This is a genomic window from Sphingobium salicis subsp. salicis (assembly GCF_049472635.1).
GTDB lineage: Bacteria > Pseudomonadota > Alphaproteobacteria > Sphingomonadales > Sphingomonadaceae > Sphingobium > Sphingobium yanoikuyae_A.
The window spans coordinates 4,089,211-4,107,500 of the sequence record NZ_JAYRCS010000001.1 but is presented as its reverse complement, the minus strand read 5'-3'; the positions used below and the strand labels follow the sequence as shown (position 1 = coordinate 4,107,500).

Genomic DNA, 18,290 nt, shown 5'->3' with positions numbered 1-18,290 from the left:
CAGGTGGAATGGTAGAGTATACCAAGGCGTTTGAGAGAAGTATCCTGAAGGAACTCGGCAAATTGCCTCCGTACCTTCGGAAGAAGGAGGCCCCATCTTAAGGCAACTTTTGATGGGGGGCACAGGCCAGGGGGTAGCGACTGTTTAGCAAAAACACAGGGCTCTGCTAAGTCGGCTTCAAGACGACGTATAGGGCCTGACGCCTGCCCGGTGCCTGAAGGTTAAGAGGAGGAGTGCAAGCTCTGAATTGAAGCCCAGGTAAACGGCGGCCGTAACTATAACGGTCCTAAGGTAGCGAAATTCCTTGTCGGGTAAGTTCCGACCTGCACGAATGGCGTAACGACTTCCCCACTGTCTCCAGGATATGCTCAGCGAAATTGAATTCTCCGTGAAGATGCGGAGTACCCGCGGTTAGACGGAAAGACCCCGTGCACCTTTACTGCAGCTTCAGAGTGGCATTAGGAAAGAACTGTGTAGCATAGGTGGGAGGCTTTGAAGCATTGACGCCAGTTGATGTGGAGCCATAGGTGAAATACCACCCTGTTGTTTTCTGATGTCTAACCTCGCACCGTTATCCGGTGCAGGGACCCTCTGTGGCGGGTAGTTTGACTGGGGCGGTCGCCTCCTAAAGAGTAACGGAGGCGCGCGATGGTGGGCTCAGGACGGTTGGAAACCGTCTGTTAGAGTGCAATGGCATAAGCCCGCCTGACTGCGAGACTGACAAGTCGAGCAGAGACGAAAGTCGGTCATAGTGATCCGGTGGTCCCTCGTGGAAGGGCCATCGCTCAACGGATAAAAGGTACGCCGGGGATAACAGGCTGATGATTCCCAAGAGCTCATATCGACGGAATCGTTTGGCACCTCGATGTCGGCTCATCACATCCTGGGGCTGGAGCAGGTCCCAAGGGTTTGGCTGTTCGCCAATTAAAGTGGTACGTGAGCTGGGTTCAGAACGTCGCGAGACAGTTTGGTCCCTATCTGCCGTGGGCGTCGAAATTTGAGAGGAGTTGACCCTAGTACGAGAGGACCGGGTTGAACATACCTCTGGTGTACCTGTCGTCACGCCAGTGGCGCAGCAGGGTAGCTATGTATGGACGGGATAACCGCTGAAAGCATCTAAGCGGGAAGCCTCCCTCAAGATAAGATTTCATCGAGCCGTCGTAGACCACGACGTTGATAGGCTGGATGTGGAAGTGCGGTAACGCATGGAGCTAACCAGTCCTAATTGCTCTGTTCGCGCTTAAGAGTCCCACCATCAACGACAATGCTGGAAACAGCAAAAACGCTGATGGCGTGGTGTTAAGCCAGCCCAGATATACGAACATCAAACACACAAAGTTCTTGTTGTTCACTTTCCCAAGTGAAAGTGAATAGTGCACGGTATCGATTAAAAACCCGCAGTTATGCGCCTGCTTCATTGCTTGGTGACCATAGCGTCTGTGACCCACCCGATCCCATCCCGAACTCGGCCGTGAAACCAGTCTGCGCCGATGGTACTATTGCTCAAGCACTGGAAGAGTAGGGCGTCGCCAGGCATTGAAGCACGCGCATAGCAACGGATCAAAAACCCATCACAATGTTACAAAACAGGGCGGCCCGCAAAGCCGCCCTTTTTGCATGTCAGGGCCACACAAAAGCCCAGTGTCGCGGGATGGAGCAGCCCGGTAGCTCGTCAGGCTCATAACCTGAAGGTCGTAGGTTCAAATCCTACTCCCGCAACCACCGCCATGGAACTACAAACACCGCCCCAGGACCTCCCCGGGGTGGTATTGTCGTTCAGGGCGTAAACCGCCAGATCCGCCACCTTCGCGACGATCTCCGCCTCTGGACCATGCGCGCCTTCGGGGTAAATGGTCACGCTCTCGATCAACCTGTCCATCAGTTCCGCCGCTTCCGTGCGAATGCGCTCGTCGTTCAGCGTATCGCGCAGAGCGCCGATCTTCTCCTTGAACTTTTGGAGCAGTTCCGGGTGAGGGACAATCTGGGCGATCGGTTTCGTCGGTGCTGTACGGGAGAGGCGCATTTCCAGCTCTGCCTTCTCCGCTTCCCGATCTGACAACATCTTCATCAGCGTCGGGCTGAGAAGGCCAGCCAACATATTGGCCGACAGATTTTCCAGTTCCGTCTCGATCACAGCGAGGCGATCTCTCGTGATCCTTTCCCGATCAATTTCATTACCGCTGATCTTCTTCACCTCGCGGTTGAAGGTCTCCGTGAAGATTTTCGCATGCTCTTCCGTGAGAAGATGGTGTTGGAGGACGGCCATGGCGGCTTGCTGTTGATTTCCACTGAGAAGTGACCCGGGTTTTCCATCGAGAAGTGACCCGTCTGCGGATTATGTTTCGGGTGTCATGGGTGGGTCAACCCGTGGTTTTCTCCTTTGGGTTCTGGCCTGCTTGGCAGAGCTGTTTTTGAAGCGGAAGCTATCGTTGCCGGTCTCCAGGATGTGGCAGTGATGGGTAAGCCGATCGAGAAGCGCCGTGGTCATTTTGGCGTCGCCGAACACGGTGGCCCATTCGCTGAAGCTCAGGTTTGTGGTGATGATGACGCTGGTGCGCTCGTAGAGTTTGCTCAGCAGATGGAAGAGCAGCGCGCCACCTGAAGCACTGAACGGCAGATATCCAAGCTCATCCAGGATAACGAGATCGGAGTGCAGGAGGCGATTGGCGATCTGACCGGCCTTGCCCTGTGCTTTTTCCTGCTCGAGCGCATTGACCAGTTCGACCGTCGAGAAGAAGCGGACGCGCTTTCGATGATGTTCGATGGCCTGGATGCCCAGCGCCGTTGCCACATGGCTCTTGCCGGTGCCAGGACCGCCGACCAGCACGATATTGTCGGCGATGTCGATGAAGTCGCAGCGATGCAACTGACGCACTAGAGCTTCATTGACCTCGCTACTGGTAAAGTCGAAGCCGGCCAGATCGCGATAGACAGGGAAGCGCGCGATCTTGAGCTGATAGGCCACAGACCGAACCTCCCGTTCTGCTGTCTCGGCTTTGAGCAACTGGGAGAGGATCGGGATGGCGGCTTCGAAGGCTGGAGATCCCTGTTCCATGAGATCGGTGACGGCCTGCGCCATGCCATGCATCTTGAGGCTGCGGAGCATGACGACGATGGCGCCGCTGGCAGGGTCATGACGCATGACGCTTCTCCTTGCGCAGATCATCATAGCGTTCGACATTGGCCATCGGCTCGCTGACCAGTTTGAGCGCCTGGGGCGCCGTCACCGGCGGCGTGGAGATCGGTTTTCCGTCGACCAGCCTATAGAGCAGATTGAGGATATGGGTCTTGGTCGGAACGCCAGCCTCCAGCGCCATGGTGACCGCCGTCAGCACCAGTTGCTCATCATGATGAAGAACCAGCGCCAGTATTTCGACCATTTCCCTGTCGCCGCCGGGATTGCGCAACAGATGTCGCTGCAGACGCTGGAACGCATCGGGTAGCTCAAGGAAGGGCGCTCCGTTGCGCAGGGCGCCGGGTTTGCGCTGCACGACCGCCAGATAATGGCGCCAGTCATAAACCGTATGACCTGGACCGTCGTGAGAGCGGTTGATGATGCGCTGATGTGCGCAGATTGGCTGCCCCTCGGCGACGACCTGGAAGCGATCAGGATAGACGCGCAGGCTGACAGTGCGATTGGCGAAAGAGGCCGGTACGCTGTAGCGATTGCGCTCAAAGTGGATGAGGCAGGTCGGCGATACCCGTTTGCGATATTCCACAAAACCATCGAAGGGCCTGCCCGCAACCATCAGACACTCAAATTCATCGGCCCAGGCATTGGCAACCGACCCGGGTTCGATCCCGTGAGAGATGTCCTCCCATAACGCCTTGCAGCGCTCCTCCAGCCACAGGTTCAGCGCATCAAGGCTCTCGGCCTGCGGCGTGGGTTGCCACAGACGGTGCCGCGCATCCTGGACATTCTTCTCGACCTGCCCCTTTTCCCATCCCGCAGCCGGGTTACAGAACTCGGCTTCGAACAGATAGTGGCTGACCATCGTCAGAAAGCGTGCGTTGACGGTGCGTTCCTTGCCACGCCCGACCTTGTCGACGGCCGTGCGCATATTGTCATAGATACCCCGGCGCGGCACGCCGCCCAGCACGCGGAAGGCGTGATTATGGGCGTCGAACAGCATCTCATGGGTTTGCAGAAGGTAGGCGCGCACGATGAATGCCCGGCTGTAACTGAGCTTGAAGTGCGCGACCTGCAGCTTGGTCCGAACCCCGGCAATGATTGCCCAGTCCTCACTCCAATCAAACTGGAAAGCTTCCCCCGGCGCGAACGACAGGGGCACGAATGTCCCACGCCCGCCAATCTGTTGCTGGCGCCGATAATCTTCGCGCCAGTCCCGAGCAAAAGCGGCAACCCGGTTGTAGGATCCTTCATAACCCAGGCTCACCAGATCGGCGTGAAACTGCTTGATCGTGCGCTTCTGCTTGCGCGATCGGCCCATCTCGCGCCGCAGCCAGGCCGCCAGATGCTCAGCAAATGGATCCAGTTTGCTTGGTCGATCAGGCACCTTGAATCGCGGATCGATCGTCTCGGACCGCAAATATTTGCGGATCGTGTTGCGTGATAGTCCGGTGCGCCGCGCTATCTCCCGGATCGGTAGATGATCGCGAAAATGCCAGCGCCGGATAACGCTCAATAACGCCATGTCCAACACTCCATATACCCTCGCTTGCCAAAGCCAGGGACGAGTTCAACATGGGTCAATTCTTAGTGGAAATTTACGCCCTACCCGGGTCACTTCTCAGTGGAAATCAACATTGTCATTCGCATGTGCCAGCGCGACCGGGACCGCAGCCGCCGACATAACAGTCGTTGCAGCGCTCTTGGCGACCCTTCGAAAGAGGACGTAGATTCAGGAGTTAATATGCGATCCTGAGGAGCGAATTTTGGCCGGGAAGGGGCTTTCGAGGACTACGGCGCGCGCAAGCCCTGCAACCAGCCCCGGTTCAGTTTGACCGCGCGTGTTCGTTTTCGTCGCCCTGGCGAAGCGCAAGCGTTGCCATTGTAATGGTATCCACACCCATGATGTCGAGGTTCGCCTCGATGAATGCGTGCGCATCTTCGCGGGAGGATGCCCAAAGGCGTTGCGAAGTCGATGCGATCGAGGCTCGATTGACCCGCTGAACTAGTTCGGCCGACGTTATTTGCGATAGGATCGCCTCGGTCTCCTCGGTTCGCGTCCCGATGAACAGCCTGTTCGGTGCGATCGGAACGTGGATATAGAAACCTGGTTTGCTAAAGCCACCATCCCAATATAGCGGCAGGTCCGAGAGCAGCAGTCTTCCATCTCCTGGCTCGAATTCACGGAACCACCATTTGAGGCCAGCAAAGGCGTCGAGCACTTGCTTGTTGAAGATCATTCGCGGCAGCCAGGAGGTAAGTGGCATGGCCTCCAGAACGCCAGGATGATTTTCTGCGAACCATTCCTGAGTGGTTGGCCAGCCCTTGGGCAGCGTAATGGCGTCCCGATCCGCGAGTGACTTGCGAAGCTGCACCATGCCTTTCGTCCGCAGGAATTCGATCGTGTCGGGCTGTCGCATGCGCAGCGAGCTAAGAAAAAAGGTCCAAGCAATGTGATCGCCTTCGCTCAAGCCTTCGTGGCGTTCTAGTTTTTCGAGCGCCTTAGCCGCGCCATCGTCGATCCGCGCGAAGATTTTCTCTTCCACGACATCCCGAGAAAATCCCAGCACGTCCGCCAGCAAGGCATAGAGGCCATCTTCATAGCCCGTAGATTTGGGTGTCCGCCGACTGCAAACGAGGCGCCCATTCGGCCGGGAAAAGCTAAAAAGCCGACCCGTGTTATCAGCCCAGCGGCTCAGAAGAAATTGTGGGACATAGTGGTGCTTCATGTGCCGCATCGTGACCTGTGCATGCTGCGCCAGCAAGTCGCCTTTGACAAATCGCGCGACACTTCACGCGGGCATCAATCAATAGCGCATTCGCCGCATGATCTTCGCCTCATTGTCTTCCCATTCCGCATCGTGGAGATAGCTTTTCTCTAGCTCGTACAAGATCGCGGCGACGTGCGGATGCGTGTACTCCATTGCCTTCGCCCAAGCCTCATATTTTGCCGCTATGGCGCGCTCTTGGGCACCGCCTTCGCCTCTCCAATGCGCCCCACGTGAATTGCGCATGGCAACGTTCAAACCGCGCCCCAAGTCTTCGTTAGCTACCTGTTCAAGCGCGTCACGCACCGGCATACAGGGCCATACGCCATCTTCTGCCGCCGGAGCGTGCGATAGCAATTGCCCGATATGGCTGTCGCCGACTCCTGATCTAGCGATGGCAGCGCAACCGGCCCTGACCTGCTCTACCCAGTTTACGATCCGCTCGGCACAAAGCTCGCCGTTTTCATCGTGCCCAGGAATTGCACGCAGCCGATCAAGCAATCGATAGCAGGAATTGGCACGAGCGGAGTTCTGTTCATCCGAAATTTCAGGCTCGGGGGCGTCTTCACACTCGTCGTCGCGACGATAGACGTAGCGAACTGCCTCCACGAAAAGTTCGGGATGGGCTTCGATCTGCCGACCGAGATTCAAAAGACCCACGCCTTGGTCGTCGTCCAGCGCGTCGATAAACGCAAATTCCAAGCCTGCCATTTCATCAGTAGACATCTGGCCGCTGGCATTCAGCAGCTCGAAGGCCTCTCGAAGGTCGTGCGGTGCGAGCAGGTAAGTGCCCGCCGCCTCATCCGAGCCGCGACGGATCGCATCGAGAAGATTGAACAGGTCGCGTGGCGGCAGTTCCTTGAGCTCGAAATGCGCAAACTGGAAGGCGGCGCGCGGTCTCCCGACTTCGACCAATTTTTTCACGGCGTATCGAACATCGTCCTCCGTGCGATTCCAGCCCGGCGCGATTTCCTTCCAGTATCTTGCTCCTAGCCCCGCACCCGAGTCCTCGGCCACCTTCCAAGTCAAATGGTCAAATGGAGCTGCAAGCAGGATCGACACCGCACTATCGGCGCTTTCGCCGGCGACGAGGCAGCTCAATACATCGAACCCGCGATTTTTCGCTTCCGCCATCGCGCCGCCGACGACCGAGGCCTTTGCACCCTCTATCGGCTCGCTGTTCACAATTTGCTTGAGCGCATCCCTAAGTTGCTCGGCATCCGCCAGAGACCTCGACAGAAACCAGCCGACATTGTGCTGAGCCTGACCCATTTCGGCCAAGCGCATGACTGCAGCGACACCACCTTCTGCGAAAACTTCCGAGACTGCCTCGGTTCGAAGCGCCGAGATGCGTTCGTCACGTTTGCGAAAGTCGAAGTCGTCTTCTTCGAGCTCGTCGGCGGATTCTTCGACCCACGATTGCTTAAAAAGCCATGCGTGGCGGAGAACGGCATCCGACGGTAGAAGTGCATCGTACGCCTGTCTCGCGCGGTCATCTAAAGCGCCCTTGCCCTGCTTCTTTTTGCGCTTAACGGCGCGGCGACCGAATGCCGTGACCCTGATCTTCTCGCGAAGCCAAGCGCGATCTTCTTCGCTGGCGTCCGCGATCCAACTGTCGACGACGTCCCACACCCCCGGTCGTAGCACTTCATCCAGACCTTCCAGATTCTGAATCAAGTCGCCGACAGTCGATCGAGTGTGATGGGGCCAAGCCAAGGCCAAGTTGAACGCATGCAGGGCAAAGTCATTGCCCTCTCCTACGGTGACGACGTTGCCGTGTCCGTGGCCATCGGGTCGCCAACGCGGTTTGTGACTGTAGTGGCCAACTCGAGAATGCAGGGAGAACTGATCTATGCAAATCGGCCAAGCTACGTCGGGAAACTTCTCGGCCAGTTTCGAAAGCGCCTTCTTCCTGCCTTCGAGATCAGCGGTGGTTTGAGGCATCCAGTTCCGGAATATGGCCGACAAGCTACCTGCCGGTTTATTGACTAGGTTGTCCTCGATGATGCGTTCCGAAAGCCGTCCAAGGGCGAGCACGGTTCGCATGAAGAGGGTGTCGTTCCACGCGAGGTTCTCGAGAGCCCAAAGCAGGCCGGTTCGGTGCGACCGACCGAACATGGCGCTATCGATTGGCTTCATGAGCGCGAGCGACGCGGGCTCATCCTTCTTGAGGTCTTCTTCGAGGATGGAGAGGAAGGCCTCGGGAGCAGCTTCCGAATAGAGCGGCAGATCCCCAGACTGAGATTCAAGTTTCCTAAGCGTGAGCGGTTCGAGCAACGCCCGAACCAGCTTTTCGGCCTGCCACGCGGTATTGAAGTTCAAGCGCGGTCGGAACAGCGAAACGCCATACACCGAGAGCAGCACCAGCGTTTCAGCCAAACCGTCGCGAAGTGCGCCTGAGATTTCGCGAGTCTTGCCGTAAATGCCGGCCGCCCATTGCTTGTCCGCAGGCAGATCGAGCGCTGGATCTTCTTCTTCGAGCACCAGGGCGGCAACGTCGAAAAAGCGCTTAAGATCGGCTTCCAGTATCACGTCCTTGATGGCGAAAAGGATGTCGATCTTGGAGGCCACGCCCCGGAGCGAACCCACCCGCCAAACAGGCGTGCTTTCCAATGGGAGCAGATCGTTCAAGCGACGTTCTAGTTCTTCGAAGCCGATGTCGCCCGCCAGCACCTCGAGCATCGCTTCGTCTGCAGCATTGCCCGCCTTCCATGCGCCAGCGAAGAGAAACGGAACAATTTGAGCGGCAATGGTTCTGTCGTCGGCCCAATTGGGCGTGCGAATCGCAGGCAACTGGGAGAGGCGACGGCGTAGGACCGTCGGTGACCTGCCCGTTTCGCGACTGAGCGATTGAATGCGCTCATGTTCGAGTCCCATGTCGGATAGGGCCTTGTCGAACGCCTCGTAGTTCAGCGTTTCAAGCGTGATGTCCGGATCGGACGTTGTAGCGTTGCGAGGATATATGATGAACGACGGCATCGACGCGCGGTACGGGGCAAACTCCTTCTCGACCTCTCGCGATAGGATCACGGGAATGAAGTTGGATACCTGAGCGGCAAGCTTGCTCAGAGCGCCCACCTCACGAAAAATAATGATACGGTCCCGGAATTTGCCGAGTTCGGCATTCTTTGGCGAGAATCCTGCGCTCAAGAACGCTAAGGCTTCCTCGCGCGAATCCGCCGCGATCACGATAGGTTTATGCTCGACGGCTGCGATCGCTCGTTGCAGCGTGGAGCTATAGGCAACCAGTGCGTCATCGAACAGCGATGGACGCAAATGCGGCTCGCAATCCGCCGCCCAGATCTTCCAAGCTTCATCCAACGAGATAGCGCCTTGCGCATCTTGGCCCGTCTCGTTCGCGAACCATACTTGACCGGCGATCGACTGCTCGAGCCATTGTTCAAGGTCGCTCGCGTCGTACGCGCGAACGTCCTTCCAGAGCTTCTCCTTCTTTCGATCCTTCACCCAACTTTCTTTGCCTGCCCAACTGCGCGGTGTGACGAAGACGAAGGTCATGTCCTTTCGTTCGGCGACGTCGACTCCCTTAACGCTCTTGGCGAAGTCGCTGTCTGCCTTGCCTTTCGGGTCTTGGTTGACACCAAACTCCCAGCCCGAACGCCCCTTCGGAACCCAGGGCGTTGCCTCATCGGCTTCAACCTCACCGTCCCAACCGGGCCGCTCGCTGTCGTCGTTTCCTGGAAAGTTTATCTTCGACAATCCCGTGCTGGTCGAATTTACGAGCGTGCGCAGGAAAACGGAGAGCCGGTGACGCGGCGAAATTCCCGTCCCGGCCCACGCTTCAATTTTTGCGGCCTTAAGCTGAAGGAAAGGCGGGACGTAAGAGCTGATGACTGGCGTTAAATGCGAGCGCTTCGGTTGCGCGGAATCCCAAGCGCTTTGCATATCGAGCAGTTTTCGCGCGGGCTCGCCGAACGCGAGTTCAAGGCGCGCCGCCATTTCCTGTGAGAGATCGGACCTGCCGTTGAGGAAATTGGAAAGCGCAACGCGGCTGACTTCGAGCTTCTTGGCTGCGATCGTCACGTTCATGGTTTTCGGGATGACATTGTTGCGCACATAAGCGCCGGGGTGCTGGGCGATATCATTCATGCCGCATATTATAACGCATCTTTTGTAAAGCGCAAAGTATCACTTTACACCTTACCTCTCGAGACGCCCTTCCCGGCGTTGCCAGCCATGATTGCCGTTCGGAGAGGGCAGCTATCGTTGCTCGAGGCAAGCATGAGCTGGCTGCGAACCACCTGAATGAAACGGCAGCTTTAGCTGATCGGCACTCAAAAGAGGACTAACCGGATCGTCCAACAGCCCGGACCTAGGTGGAAGGGCTCAGGCTGATCCACGAATGGCCGGTGTCGACGTAACCGGACGTTCCCGTCGCGGCGACGAACGACAGGAATGTCCCATGCCTTGCCATAATCGGCCCGGAACGGGTTGCTGAGCGGCACCTATCACCCAAAAAAATGAACCCCGCCGGAGATCACTCCACGGCGGAGCCAAGGTTCAGGGAGGTCACCCTAAAGGGGGGAGGGTGATGGGACAAATGTAGGCCTCCCGGCTGAACCTTCAATGACCCGCCAGGTCAGGTGGCGTTTAGGTTCGCCGTCTCCTGCCGGGCCTTGACCAAAAATTCACGCGCGCGCGTTCTTTTCCATGCCGGCGACAGGATCAGCTAGACAGACAGAAAGGAAAAAAAGAGCGAGGTGGCCCAGCCCGGTCATGATCCCATGACCGTTGCGCAAAAAGCCCGATCCAGAAAAATCTTACTACCGGGCGCCGACTTTAAACATTCGCTAAGATTTGGACCGCTATCCGCTTTAGCGGAAGTCCCTTCTTTTCCCTTCTCCCTTCCTCATTCAATTCTTTCCTGATGGGTGACATGGTCACTACGCGCTCCGGCGGCTGGCCGGAGCGCGTCGCCTATCCGTGCTTAGACTTGCTGCATGGCGCAGGCGCGCAGCCGCTCCTTCCCGCGGCGGATCCCTGCGCCGTGGTCGATCGCAAGATTTTTCTGGGAGAAGCAGAGCAGGCCTGCCTCAAGCCTCTGATGCCCTCGCGCGCCATCCGCGCTGACCAGACTGCACCGGCCACGACCGGGCGGTGCCCATAGGGTAAGCTGTGGGCAAAGGACCACCTGACCGCCGCGTGCAAAGATCAGCTGGAAGCTGGATGGGCCATCTTCGATGCCATGGTCGAAGCTGAGATAGACGCAGTCATGCGCGCTGCTGAGCGCGAGGTTGATATAGTGTTGCCTGCGCTGATCGCAGAGCGGGGCTCCGCCACCGAATGCGACCGGCGCGTCATGGTCACCGATCAGCAGGTCATAGGCGGCGGTGAGATATTGGTTGAGCGTCAGCATAGTCATTCCTTTCTCCTTTTCCCTTCCTTTCGAAGGGCCGGCTTTCTCGCTCCTCGATTTTTGGTCATGCGATCGGCGGCTGGTGCGCTGATGTCGCCCTCATCTGCGTCAGCAAAGGCGCGAGGGCCGAGCAGTCCGGATGAGCCGGCGCGAAGCTGCCAGCCCGATATCCGCTGAGGGCAGCAGCGCGCATGTCAGCGGGCAGATGGACGAACCAGTCGGCATGGAGTCTGTGCTGCATGGCGGGTCCACACCAGTTTGCGATCGTCTGCCCATGGCGCGCATCATGCCGCCATCCCCGGGTGGTGATCAGCAGATGGGCATGGGGCGGCGCGGAAGTTTCCTCGCCGTCGGCGCGCGCATGAATGGCCCAGGCGACCGCCGGACCATGCGCCGCGATGGTGTCATGCGCATAATGACGGATCATCGCCACCCAGGCTTCAGATGTTGCGGCGGGCGGCAGGGTCACCACCGCATGCCAAGCCCGGATCGCATCGGCGGGCAGGGCAGCGGTTACCGCGTCCAGTTCCCGCCAGATCCGTCCGTCTTCAGTGGCCCATTTGGGATGGCGCGACGGCAAGGCAAGGCCATGGGTGAGGAGATCGTCGCGATGCCGATAGTCGATCCTGCCGCGCGCGTCCGACCCGCTGCTGCGGGTGATATAGAGATAATTGGCGAGCGCGCTGGCGTGGGTGAACCGCCGATCCCCCTCCATCGCTTTCCAACCCGTAGTGGAAATGGGACGGATACTGACGCTGCGACGAAGATGAAGCGGTACATGTATATGGGGCATGGAAAATGCCTTTCAGAAAATGAGCGGAGGGAAGGATCAGGCTTCGGGGGAGGTGGACCAGGCCTGATAGGCGGCCAGTGCGCGGCGGGCGGGATGCTCGGCATCGTCGAACGCGCCAAATTGCCGCGCCCATGTGACCCAGCCTCGCGCGGCTTCGTCGATAAGCGTGGCCTCGGTCAGATCCGGATCTGGCAGAAGGGTGGCTGGCAGCCTTTGCACGCAGGGCGCCAGATCACGAGGCGCGCACAGGCATGGCATACTCTGCGCAACGGCTTGTTTGAGATGCCAGCTGTAGCTGCGCGGAAGGTCACGCCAGCGCCCCTCGGTTTCCAGGGCGGCGATGGCGATAGCGGGGTGATCATGGGCGAGGGACGAGAGCTTGGCAGGCAAGGTCTGCCAATGATCCCAGGAGAGCAGCGCTCCTTCCTCGGGGATGCGCGGTTCGAGCCAGTCAAGCAGGATGTCGGGCAGTTCATCATGGCGCAGCGCGCGGGCCTGCGTCTCGAAGCGATAGGCTTCACCATCGGGTATCACCGAGAAAAGGGCGAGGCCGATCAGCGGCCGGTTATCCTGGTGGAAGCATTGCATATAGCAGGTCGCGACCGTGCGGGCAGCAATGGCAGTGGCGCGCGGCAAGAAGCCACGCGCTTCGATAGTGTCGAAGCACATGAGATAGATCCTTTGATGTTGGCGGTGGGGGAGAGATTCCGGCTGGTGGTGTGTGTCAGCCGTCGGTAGGGGACAGATTGTCGAGATGAATGGCCCCGGCTGGGAAATCGGTGATCTTCAGCCAGTCGATCAGATGCGCGTCGATGACGTTGCCGATCCGCCTGCCCAGCGCAGTGGTCGCGCCGATCCTCGCCATGGCGAGACGCCAGACCGAGATGACGTCGATTTCAAGCTGATGGATCAGGGGGACGGGATGCTTGAGCAGCCAGGCCAGAAAATCATGGCTGCTTTGGGGCATCGAGCAGGGAAGGTCCGCCTGGAGACAGGTCGCCGCAAAGGTGGCAGGATCGCCGTCCACCCGTGCAGGGGCCAGTTCGATGATCGGATGGCGGCCGCGACCGGCCAGCGCCTCAGTGATGCTGGGCATCACGCCATGCGACGATCGCGCGAGCAGCGACGCACTGTGCGACAGACCATAACCTGTAAGCGTGGCGCGCGGATCGAGGCGGTCGTCGAGCCAGGGGAGTAGCGATGCAGCTGTGGCGCCTGGGCCAAGAACGGTGGCGTCGAGCTGGAACTCGACATCGCCATTCTCGATGGTGCCGGTGAATATCGCGGCGCCGATGGCCCTGGGCGATGGGGTTTCCAGTCGGTGGGCGACGTCGAGGATAAGAAAATGAACGGCGGTGATGATATGATGGGGGAGCATGGGTCAGTCCCTTGGATGCGTGCCATCACTCCCGACCGATCAGGGCGGGCGTGACGGATTACACGCGTGCGGGGGAGAGCCTCGGAGCGAGGCGGTGGCGTGAAGAACCCTTTCAGGCGAGCGAAGGCGAGCTTCCTCTTTTCCTCCTTCCTGGATTCTTCGATTTACCCGCTGGAACGACTTTCCCTGCGGCCCTGGGCGGCGGTCCGCCGCCTTTGCTTCCTTCGCCTCAAGGGCGGGGCGGACATGGAACTGACCGGGGGCGTACATGGGCATCTCCTTTTCTGTCCTGTGTATGAAGTCTGATGGAAGGCGGCATCCACTCTGGTTCAGCGTTTTGGGCCACCACGGGACCGGGCCGTGCGCCGGATCCGGTGCCAAATAGCGTTCTTTTCGAGCGGCCATCTGGATGAGGCGTGATGGCGCAGGCTCTGCCAGATATTCAACGGATCATGACGACCGCTCGACGGCCGTCGGTTGAGGCGGATATGCGCGCGCCCTTTTCGCCGCACCATTTCGCTCAAGACGTTGTTGAGCCAGACCGTCGCCCGCCTCGGCTTCTTGGACGAGCCAGTCCGTCCAACCCAACGCGGGAAGCGGGCGCGGGAAGCGCTCGCGCAATTCACGACGCTGCGCCTCTCGCAGTTGCGCGATTGCCAGTCTCTCCACCGCCAGCATAGTGTGTGTCATGCCCCTGCGATGCCGACGATCTGCGCCAGCGCGCATCGCCGAACGCATGGCGATCTGTCGGCGTTTCTCCGCATCGATCGCGAGCTTATGCTCGGCTCGCGCTATTTGAAGGCGCAGGCGATACGTTTGGGACGCGGTGCGTTGTTCGGCCTTATATGCGAGATAGCGCTGGTAAAGCGGGTCCGGTTTGCGCGTCTTGAGGGGCGCAGGCGCGGTCCCGACATTCGGCGTTCCGGCAAGAAACGCAGCGAATGTTTCGCCGGCGCGGCGCTCCAATGCGCCCAGGCCGTAATCATTACCGAGCGTGGAGCCTGTGCATCGACGGTGCGGATCATCCAGGACGAAGAAGATGATGCCTTTCCGGCGCTTGTTCGGCCCGGCATAGAGTTCGGCGCCGATACCGGTCATAGTGAGGTCGGCTATGCGCTCGGCCCAGCTTGGCTTGCGGAGCGCCCGCCGGATCGCATCGCCAAATTCCACCTCGATCGGCACGATGCCGGTGCGCTGCTCATGTTTCGAGGGACTGGTCGACGTGTGACTGGATGCCTTGCCACTGCGCCATCTTTCGGGCGCGTTGGCGCAGGCGAGTCCCAGTGATGTTTCAAGTTCGCGCGCGAGGCGTTGCAGGCGGAATTTGATATTGGAATCCCAGGCGCGACGGTCTTTGCCGGCGCGTTCCGAGCGGGATTTACGGTGAAGAGATGCTTCGATCTCACGCCTATCGGTATGCGAGCCGATAGGCGTGCGGTGAGTATCGGGATGAATGATATTGACGCCGCGATGGCGATGCGGTCGCCCCTCATTGTGCGCAACGGTTATGCTCTGATGACCGCGCAGTCCGAGCTCGGCGTCGATGCTTTGCCAGACGATGTCCCATTGCGCCTCGCTGAGCCGTTCGCCGCGGGCAGGTGATACCGAAATATGCAGGATATAGTTGCGGACCCGATCGGACAGGCTTGCTGTATAGGCCATCTCTTTCGGGGCGGTTTCGAAGGACGCGAGATTCTCGATCCCGATCAGCGAGGCATCCTCGCGCAGTGCGGCTGTTGTACCCAACAGATATGAGATGAGACCTGCAGGATCATCGCCACGGCTGATCGAGATGATCACAGCGTCAGATCCTCAAGGTTACGGATGCACGCAACCAGTTCGTCCAGTGCGTGCCGGAGATATTGCGCATCATCGATCTGGCCGTTGCGGTTCGCCTGCCGCGCGATCTGGTTAAGATTGCCGCCGATCTTCGAAAGGGCTGCCACCAGTGGGGCAACCTCGAAAATGCGAATATCCCCGCGCGTTGCGATGAGCGCGCGGATGAATGCCGCGCGAGACCAGCCACAATCACCGATGAGATTGTCCAGTGCGCGCAATTCGCCATCGTCCATGCGAACATGGACGATATGTTTGCGACGACGCTGCTCGCTGCCACGTTGTCCGGGCATGGCTATGCCCGGACTGCGCGGGTGAGGTCCGGAGAGGGTGTCCCTCTTCGGCAAGGAGCGTCCAGGATCAAGCCCTGACAGAACGGCGCGCGGCCACGCGCGAAGTGACAGAAGGGCGTCCGCGGCGCAGGCGCGGTGATCTCTGGACACTCCTTGCTCTTCTGCTGCCCCGTGCCGTGATGGCAGCGGGGCGGGAGCGTCGACGCGCGTGCCCTGCAGCAAGGCTGCGAAGGGACGGCATTCTCCATGGCCCTGCGGCCATGGAGCGGTTGTTCAGCGCACGAAGACGGCATGGAGCAGCACTCCGAGCAGCATGCCGACAACGAAGCACATGGCTGCCAAGGTGAGCGTGTAAAAGGCGGCGTCTTCGACGACCTTTTTCACGTCGTCGCGCGATGCGAGTGTGGCATCCTTGGCGCGCATGGCTTTGAGGTCCGCTGACATCTGGCCCTGCAACCAATCAAAGCCGCTGTTGATAATGCGTTCAAGGCGGAACTTGTGGACGGTGTCCCACCAGGCCGCGGGCGTATCCGTGCCGGCATAGGCGTCGTGCAGACGGCGAAGGAGGAGTTGCTCGTCCTTCGTTGGCGCACGCTCCATCATTTCTGCGAAGACCTGGATTGCGACTTGCGGAAGAGCGGGCTTCATTGTGCGCCTCCCGTGAGACGGGCTATGATCGGTGCGAACGCCGTCTCCACCTGATAGAGCCAGTTGGCCAGTGACTGCGTCTCAGACCAGCTGAGATTGGCTTCGTTCCCACGATGAAATGGGAGGTTCGCGCGCCGCAGCTGGCTGCGTACCGTCGCTCGCAGGGGCGGGATGTACAGTTCGATGCCGCCCGCGTTCAGCACCTGATCGCGCAGCGAAGGCGCAGTGGGCATTGGTTTGCGCCACAGCTCGAACGCTTCGGGAGAGGGGGCGAAGCGACCGTTGAGACACGCAACGACATGATCGAAGCCGAGCGAACGGGTGCGGTTGAGCGCGAGGAGGACATCGTCTTCCTCGTCCATTGCGCACAGGCGCATGAACGGGCGACCCTGATGGGCTGCAAACGCCTTGAGCCGGGGGCCGCAGACCTCCATCATGTGGCCGGCGCCAGCGGGACAGTCGATCAGCACCACAGTGTCCAGCGGCACGTCGCGTTCGATCGTATCGATCATCTCGTCCCAATGCTCAACCGTGTCGAGCGGCAGGCGCCGGACCTTCGGGCCAGGACCATGGAAACGATGCAGATGCGCGTTACGGCGGTCACCGTCGATCCCGACCCACGCAAAGCCTGCGATGGTCAGGCAATGGGCGAGGCACAGGCCCGTGAAGCTCTTGCCGACACCACCTTTGTCGTTGTCGGTCGCGATGATCCCGCCCCGCGAAATATTGGAATAGGCGCTCATTCTGGCTGGCTCCACAAATCTGCGTGGTCCGCCATGCCGTCATCACGCGGGGAGGCCGAGTCAGCAGGCATTGCCGACGGTGCGAGGGCTTGTACCGGGGCAGCGGCGGGCTTGTTGGCCACAGTACGCGCTGCACGGCCGCCGGATCGAGAGCGATGCAGATGCGCGTTACGGCGGTCACCATCGATACCGACCCACGTAAAGCCTGCGCTGGTCAGGCAATGTGCAAGGCACAGGCCCGTGAAGCTCTTGCCGACACCACCTTTGTCATTGTCGGTCGCGATGATCCCGCCCGGTGAAATATTGGAATAGGTGCTCATTCTGGCTGGCTCCACAAATCTGCGTGGTCCGCCATGCCGTCATCACGCGGGGAGGCCGCCTCAGCAGGCATTGCCGACGGTGCGAGGGCTTGTATCGGAGCAGCGGCGGGCTTGTTTGTCACGGTACGCGCTGCGCGTCCGCCGGATCGCGAGCGATTGGGCGCCTTGATGCGGGTCTTGCTCTCATTCTTGAGTGTGTCGAGCAGCCGGCCGATCGTATCGGGCGATGCTGCCAGTGCCTTCGCCCAGGAGGCATCGAAGGTTGAGAAGGATTCGAGGATCACCTCAATCTGACGCTGCCGCGGCATATCGAGTCTGGCGATCTTCTTCGCCAGCGGACGCAGGATGATCTCGCGCAGGACGGCGGGCGTGCGTGCGCCCTCGGTCTGCGCCTGCTCCAGAGCGGTGTCGATATATGCGGTCAGCCGCTGCAGATCGTCCGGCTGCACATCGATGGCGGCGGTGTGGGCGCGCGTGCGGCTCATGCTGCACCTCGCGCGCTGAACTTTATTACAGAATAGCTGGTCGAAAGGTGAGTGGACGGCACATGATTGCGCCGGAAAGGGGAAATAGGCACGCTGCTTCTCCATGCGTGACACGCACGCAAATGGGTGTGGATGGAATTGAGCAGCGGGCAACGCTCAGCTACGAAACGGCGCGATATGCGCGGTACTCGTATTTGTCTGGCCCATCCTGCAGGTGCAACACACCTGCACCGATCTCAAGCCTGAGGCAGCAGGACCAGGGCATCGGCCCGGGAATAATCCTGCACAGATCGGTTGGAACGATTCGTTACCGAACCGCATCGACAATCTGACGAAAATCGCTCGGTTCGTCAATCTCCACTGAAATGGGCTGGGATGTTGTGCTCACCAGCGCGGGATGCCGGATGTCATTCATCCAGGCAAATTGCGCGAGCTATCAGCTCATTTGTATGAATAACCCACTTTGCAGCGGGAGGTCGACGTTCCGAGCTTGTTCATGCATGCTGACGGGCAAAGCAAAGG

General features: G+C 59.5%; 14 protein-coding genes, 1 tRNA gene and 2 rRNA genes (1 of these 17 running past the window's edge). 3 read left to right on the top strand and 14 right to left on the bottom strand.

Annotated elements, in window-relative coordinates:
- The 3 genes from VHN57_RS19855 to VHN57_RS19845 form a co-directional block, all read left to right on the top strand.
- Positions 1 to 1,244 (top strand): 23S ribosomal RNA (locus tag VHN57_RS19855) (it extends 1,548 nt beyond the left edge of the window).
- Positions 1,245 to 1,420: 176 nt separating this feature from the next.
- A 5S ribosomal RNA gene (gene rrf / locus VHN57_RS19850) occupies positions 1,421 to 1,535 on the top strand.
- A gap of 110 nt (positions 1,536 to 1,645) precedes the next feature.
- Positions 1,646 to 1,722 (top strand) — tRNA-Met (locus VHN57_RS19845).
- 613 nt (positions 1,723 to 2,335) lie between these two features.
- Here the strand turns inward: VHN57_RS19845 and istB are convergent.
- The 14 genes from istB to VHN57_RS19775 all read right to left on the bottom strand — a co-directional run bounded on the left by istB (position 2,336) and on the right by VHN57_RS19775 (position 17,768).
- On the bottom strand, positions 2,336 to 3,142 hold the full coding sequence (gene istB, locus VHN57_RS19840; protein ID WP_069338825.1) for an IS21-like element helper ATPase IstB: 807 nt from the start codon (positions 3,140 to 3,142) through the stop codon (positions 2,336 to 2,338).
- On the bottom strand, positions 3,132 to 4,655 hold the full coding sequence (gene istA / locus VHN57_RS19835) for an IS21 family transposase (RefSeq protein ID WP_423283371.1): 1,524 nt from the start codon (positions 4,653 to 4,655) through the stop codon (positions 3,132 to 3,134). Before istA ends, istB begins: the two co-directional genes overlap by 11 nt.
- A gap of 301 nt (positions 4,656 to 4,956) precedes the next feature.
- On the bottom strand, positions 4,957 to 5,895 hold the full coding sequence (locus tag VHN57_RS19830) for a DUF4238 domain-containing protein (RefSeq protein WP_423285006.1): 939 nt from the start codon (positions 5,893 to 5,895) through the stop codon (positions 4,957 to 4,959).
- A 42-nt stretch (positions 5,896 to 5,937) separates the two neighbouring features.
- Positions 5,938 to 10,005, bottom strand: coding sequence for a helix-turn-helix transcriptional regulator (locus tag VHN57_RS19825; RefSeq protein WP_423285005.1), 4,068 nt, complete (start codon positions 10,003 to 10,005; stop codon positions 5,938 to 5,940).
- Positions 10,006 to 10,843: 838 nt separating this feature from the next.
- Positions 10,844 to 11,272 carry a hypothetical protein gene (locus VHN57_RS19820; protein WP_423285003.1) on the bottom strand — a complete coding sequence of 143 codons (429 nt, stop codon included), beginning with the start codon at positions 11,270 to 11,272 and terminating at the stop codon, positions 10,844 to 10,846.
- 64 nt (positions 11,273 to 11,336) lie between these two features.
- Positions 11,337 to 11,987, bottom strand: coding sequence for a MobA/MobL family protein (locus tag VHN57_RS19815; protein ID WP_423285001.1), 651 nt, complete (start codon positions 11,985 to 11,987; stop codon positions 11,337 to 11,339).
- A 114-nt stretch (positions 11,988 to 12,101) separates the two neighbouring features.
- Positions 12,102 to 12,734, bottom strand: a complete 633-nt coding sequence (locus VHN57_RS19810) for a hypothetical protein (RefSeq protein WP_278985681.1) — start codon at positions 12,732 to 12,734, stop codon at positions 12,102 to 12,104.
- Positions 12,735 to 12,789: 55 nt separating this feature from the next.
- Positions 12,790 to 13,443: a hypothetical protein gene (locus VHN57_RS19805; protein WP_278985682.1), complete on the bottom strand. Its 654-nt coding sequence runs from the start codon at positions 13,441 to 13,443 to the stop codon at positions 12,790 to 12,792.
- A gap of 450 nt (positions 13,444 to 13,893) precedes the next feature.
- Positions 13,894 to 15,243, bottom strand: coding sequence for a relaxase/mobilization nuclease domain-containing protein (locus VHN57_RS19800; RefSeq protein WP_278985683.1), 1,350 nt, complete (start codon positions 15,241 to 15,243; stop codon positions 13,894 to 13,896).
- Positions 15,240 to 15,572 carry a plasmid mobilization protein gene (locus VHN57_RS19795; protein ID WP_423284998.1) on the bottom strand — a complete coding sequence of 111 codons (333 nt, stop codon included), beginning with the start codon at positions 15,570 to 15,572 and terminating at the stop codon, positions 15,240 to 15,242. Before VHN57_RS19795 ends, VHN57_RS19800 begins: the two co-directional genes overlap by 4 nt.
- Before the next feature lie 273 nt (positions 15,573 to 15,845).
- Positions 15,846 to 16,220, bottom strand: a complete 375-nt coding sequence (locus VHN57_RS19790) for a hypothetical protein (protein WP_278985685.1) — start codon at positions 16,218 to 16,220, stop codon at positions 15,846 to 15,848.
- Positions 16,217 to 16,963, bottom strand: a complete 747-nt coding sequence (locus VHN57_RS19785) for a P-loop NTPase family protein (protein ID WP_278985686.1) — start codon at positions 16,961 to 16,963, stop codon at positions 16,217 to 16,219. The genes VHN57_RS19790 and VHN57_RS19785 overlap by 4 nt, the downstream gene beginning before the upstream one ends.
- The gene (locus VHN57_RS19780) at positions 16,960 to 17,283 is read right to left on the bottom strand and encodes a division plane positioning ATPase MipZ (RefSeq protein ID WP_278985687.1); all 324 of its coding nucleotides are present in this window, start codon (positions 17,281 to 17,283) and stop codon (positions 16,960 to 16,962) included. Before VHN57_RS19780 ends, VHN57_RS19785 begins: the two co-directional genes overlap by 4 nt.
- Entirely contained in the window at positions 17,280 to 17,768 is a 489-nt protein-coding gene (locus VHN57_RS19775) for a hypothetical protein (RefSeq protein WP_278985688.1), read from the bottom strand. The genes VHN57_RS19780 and VHN57_RS19775 overlap by 4 nt, the downstream gene beginning before the upstream one ends.
- Positions 17,769 to 18,290 lie beyond the last annotated feature (522 nt).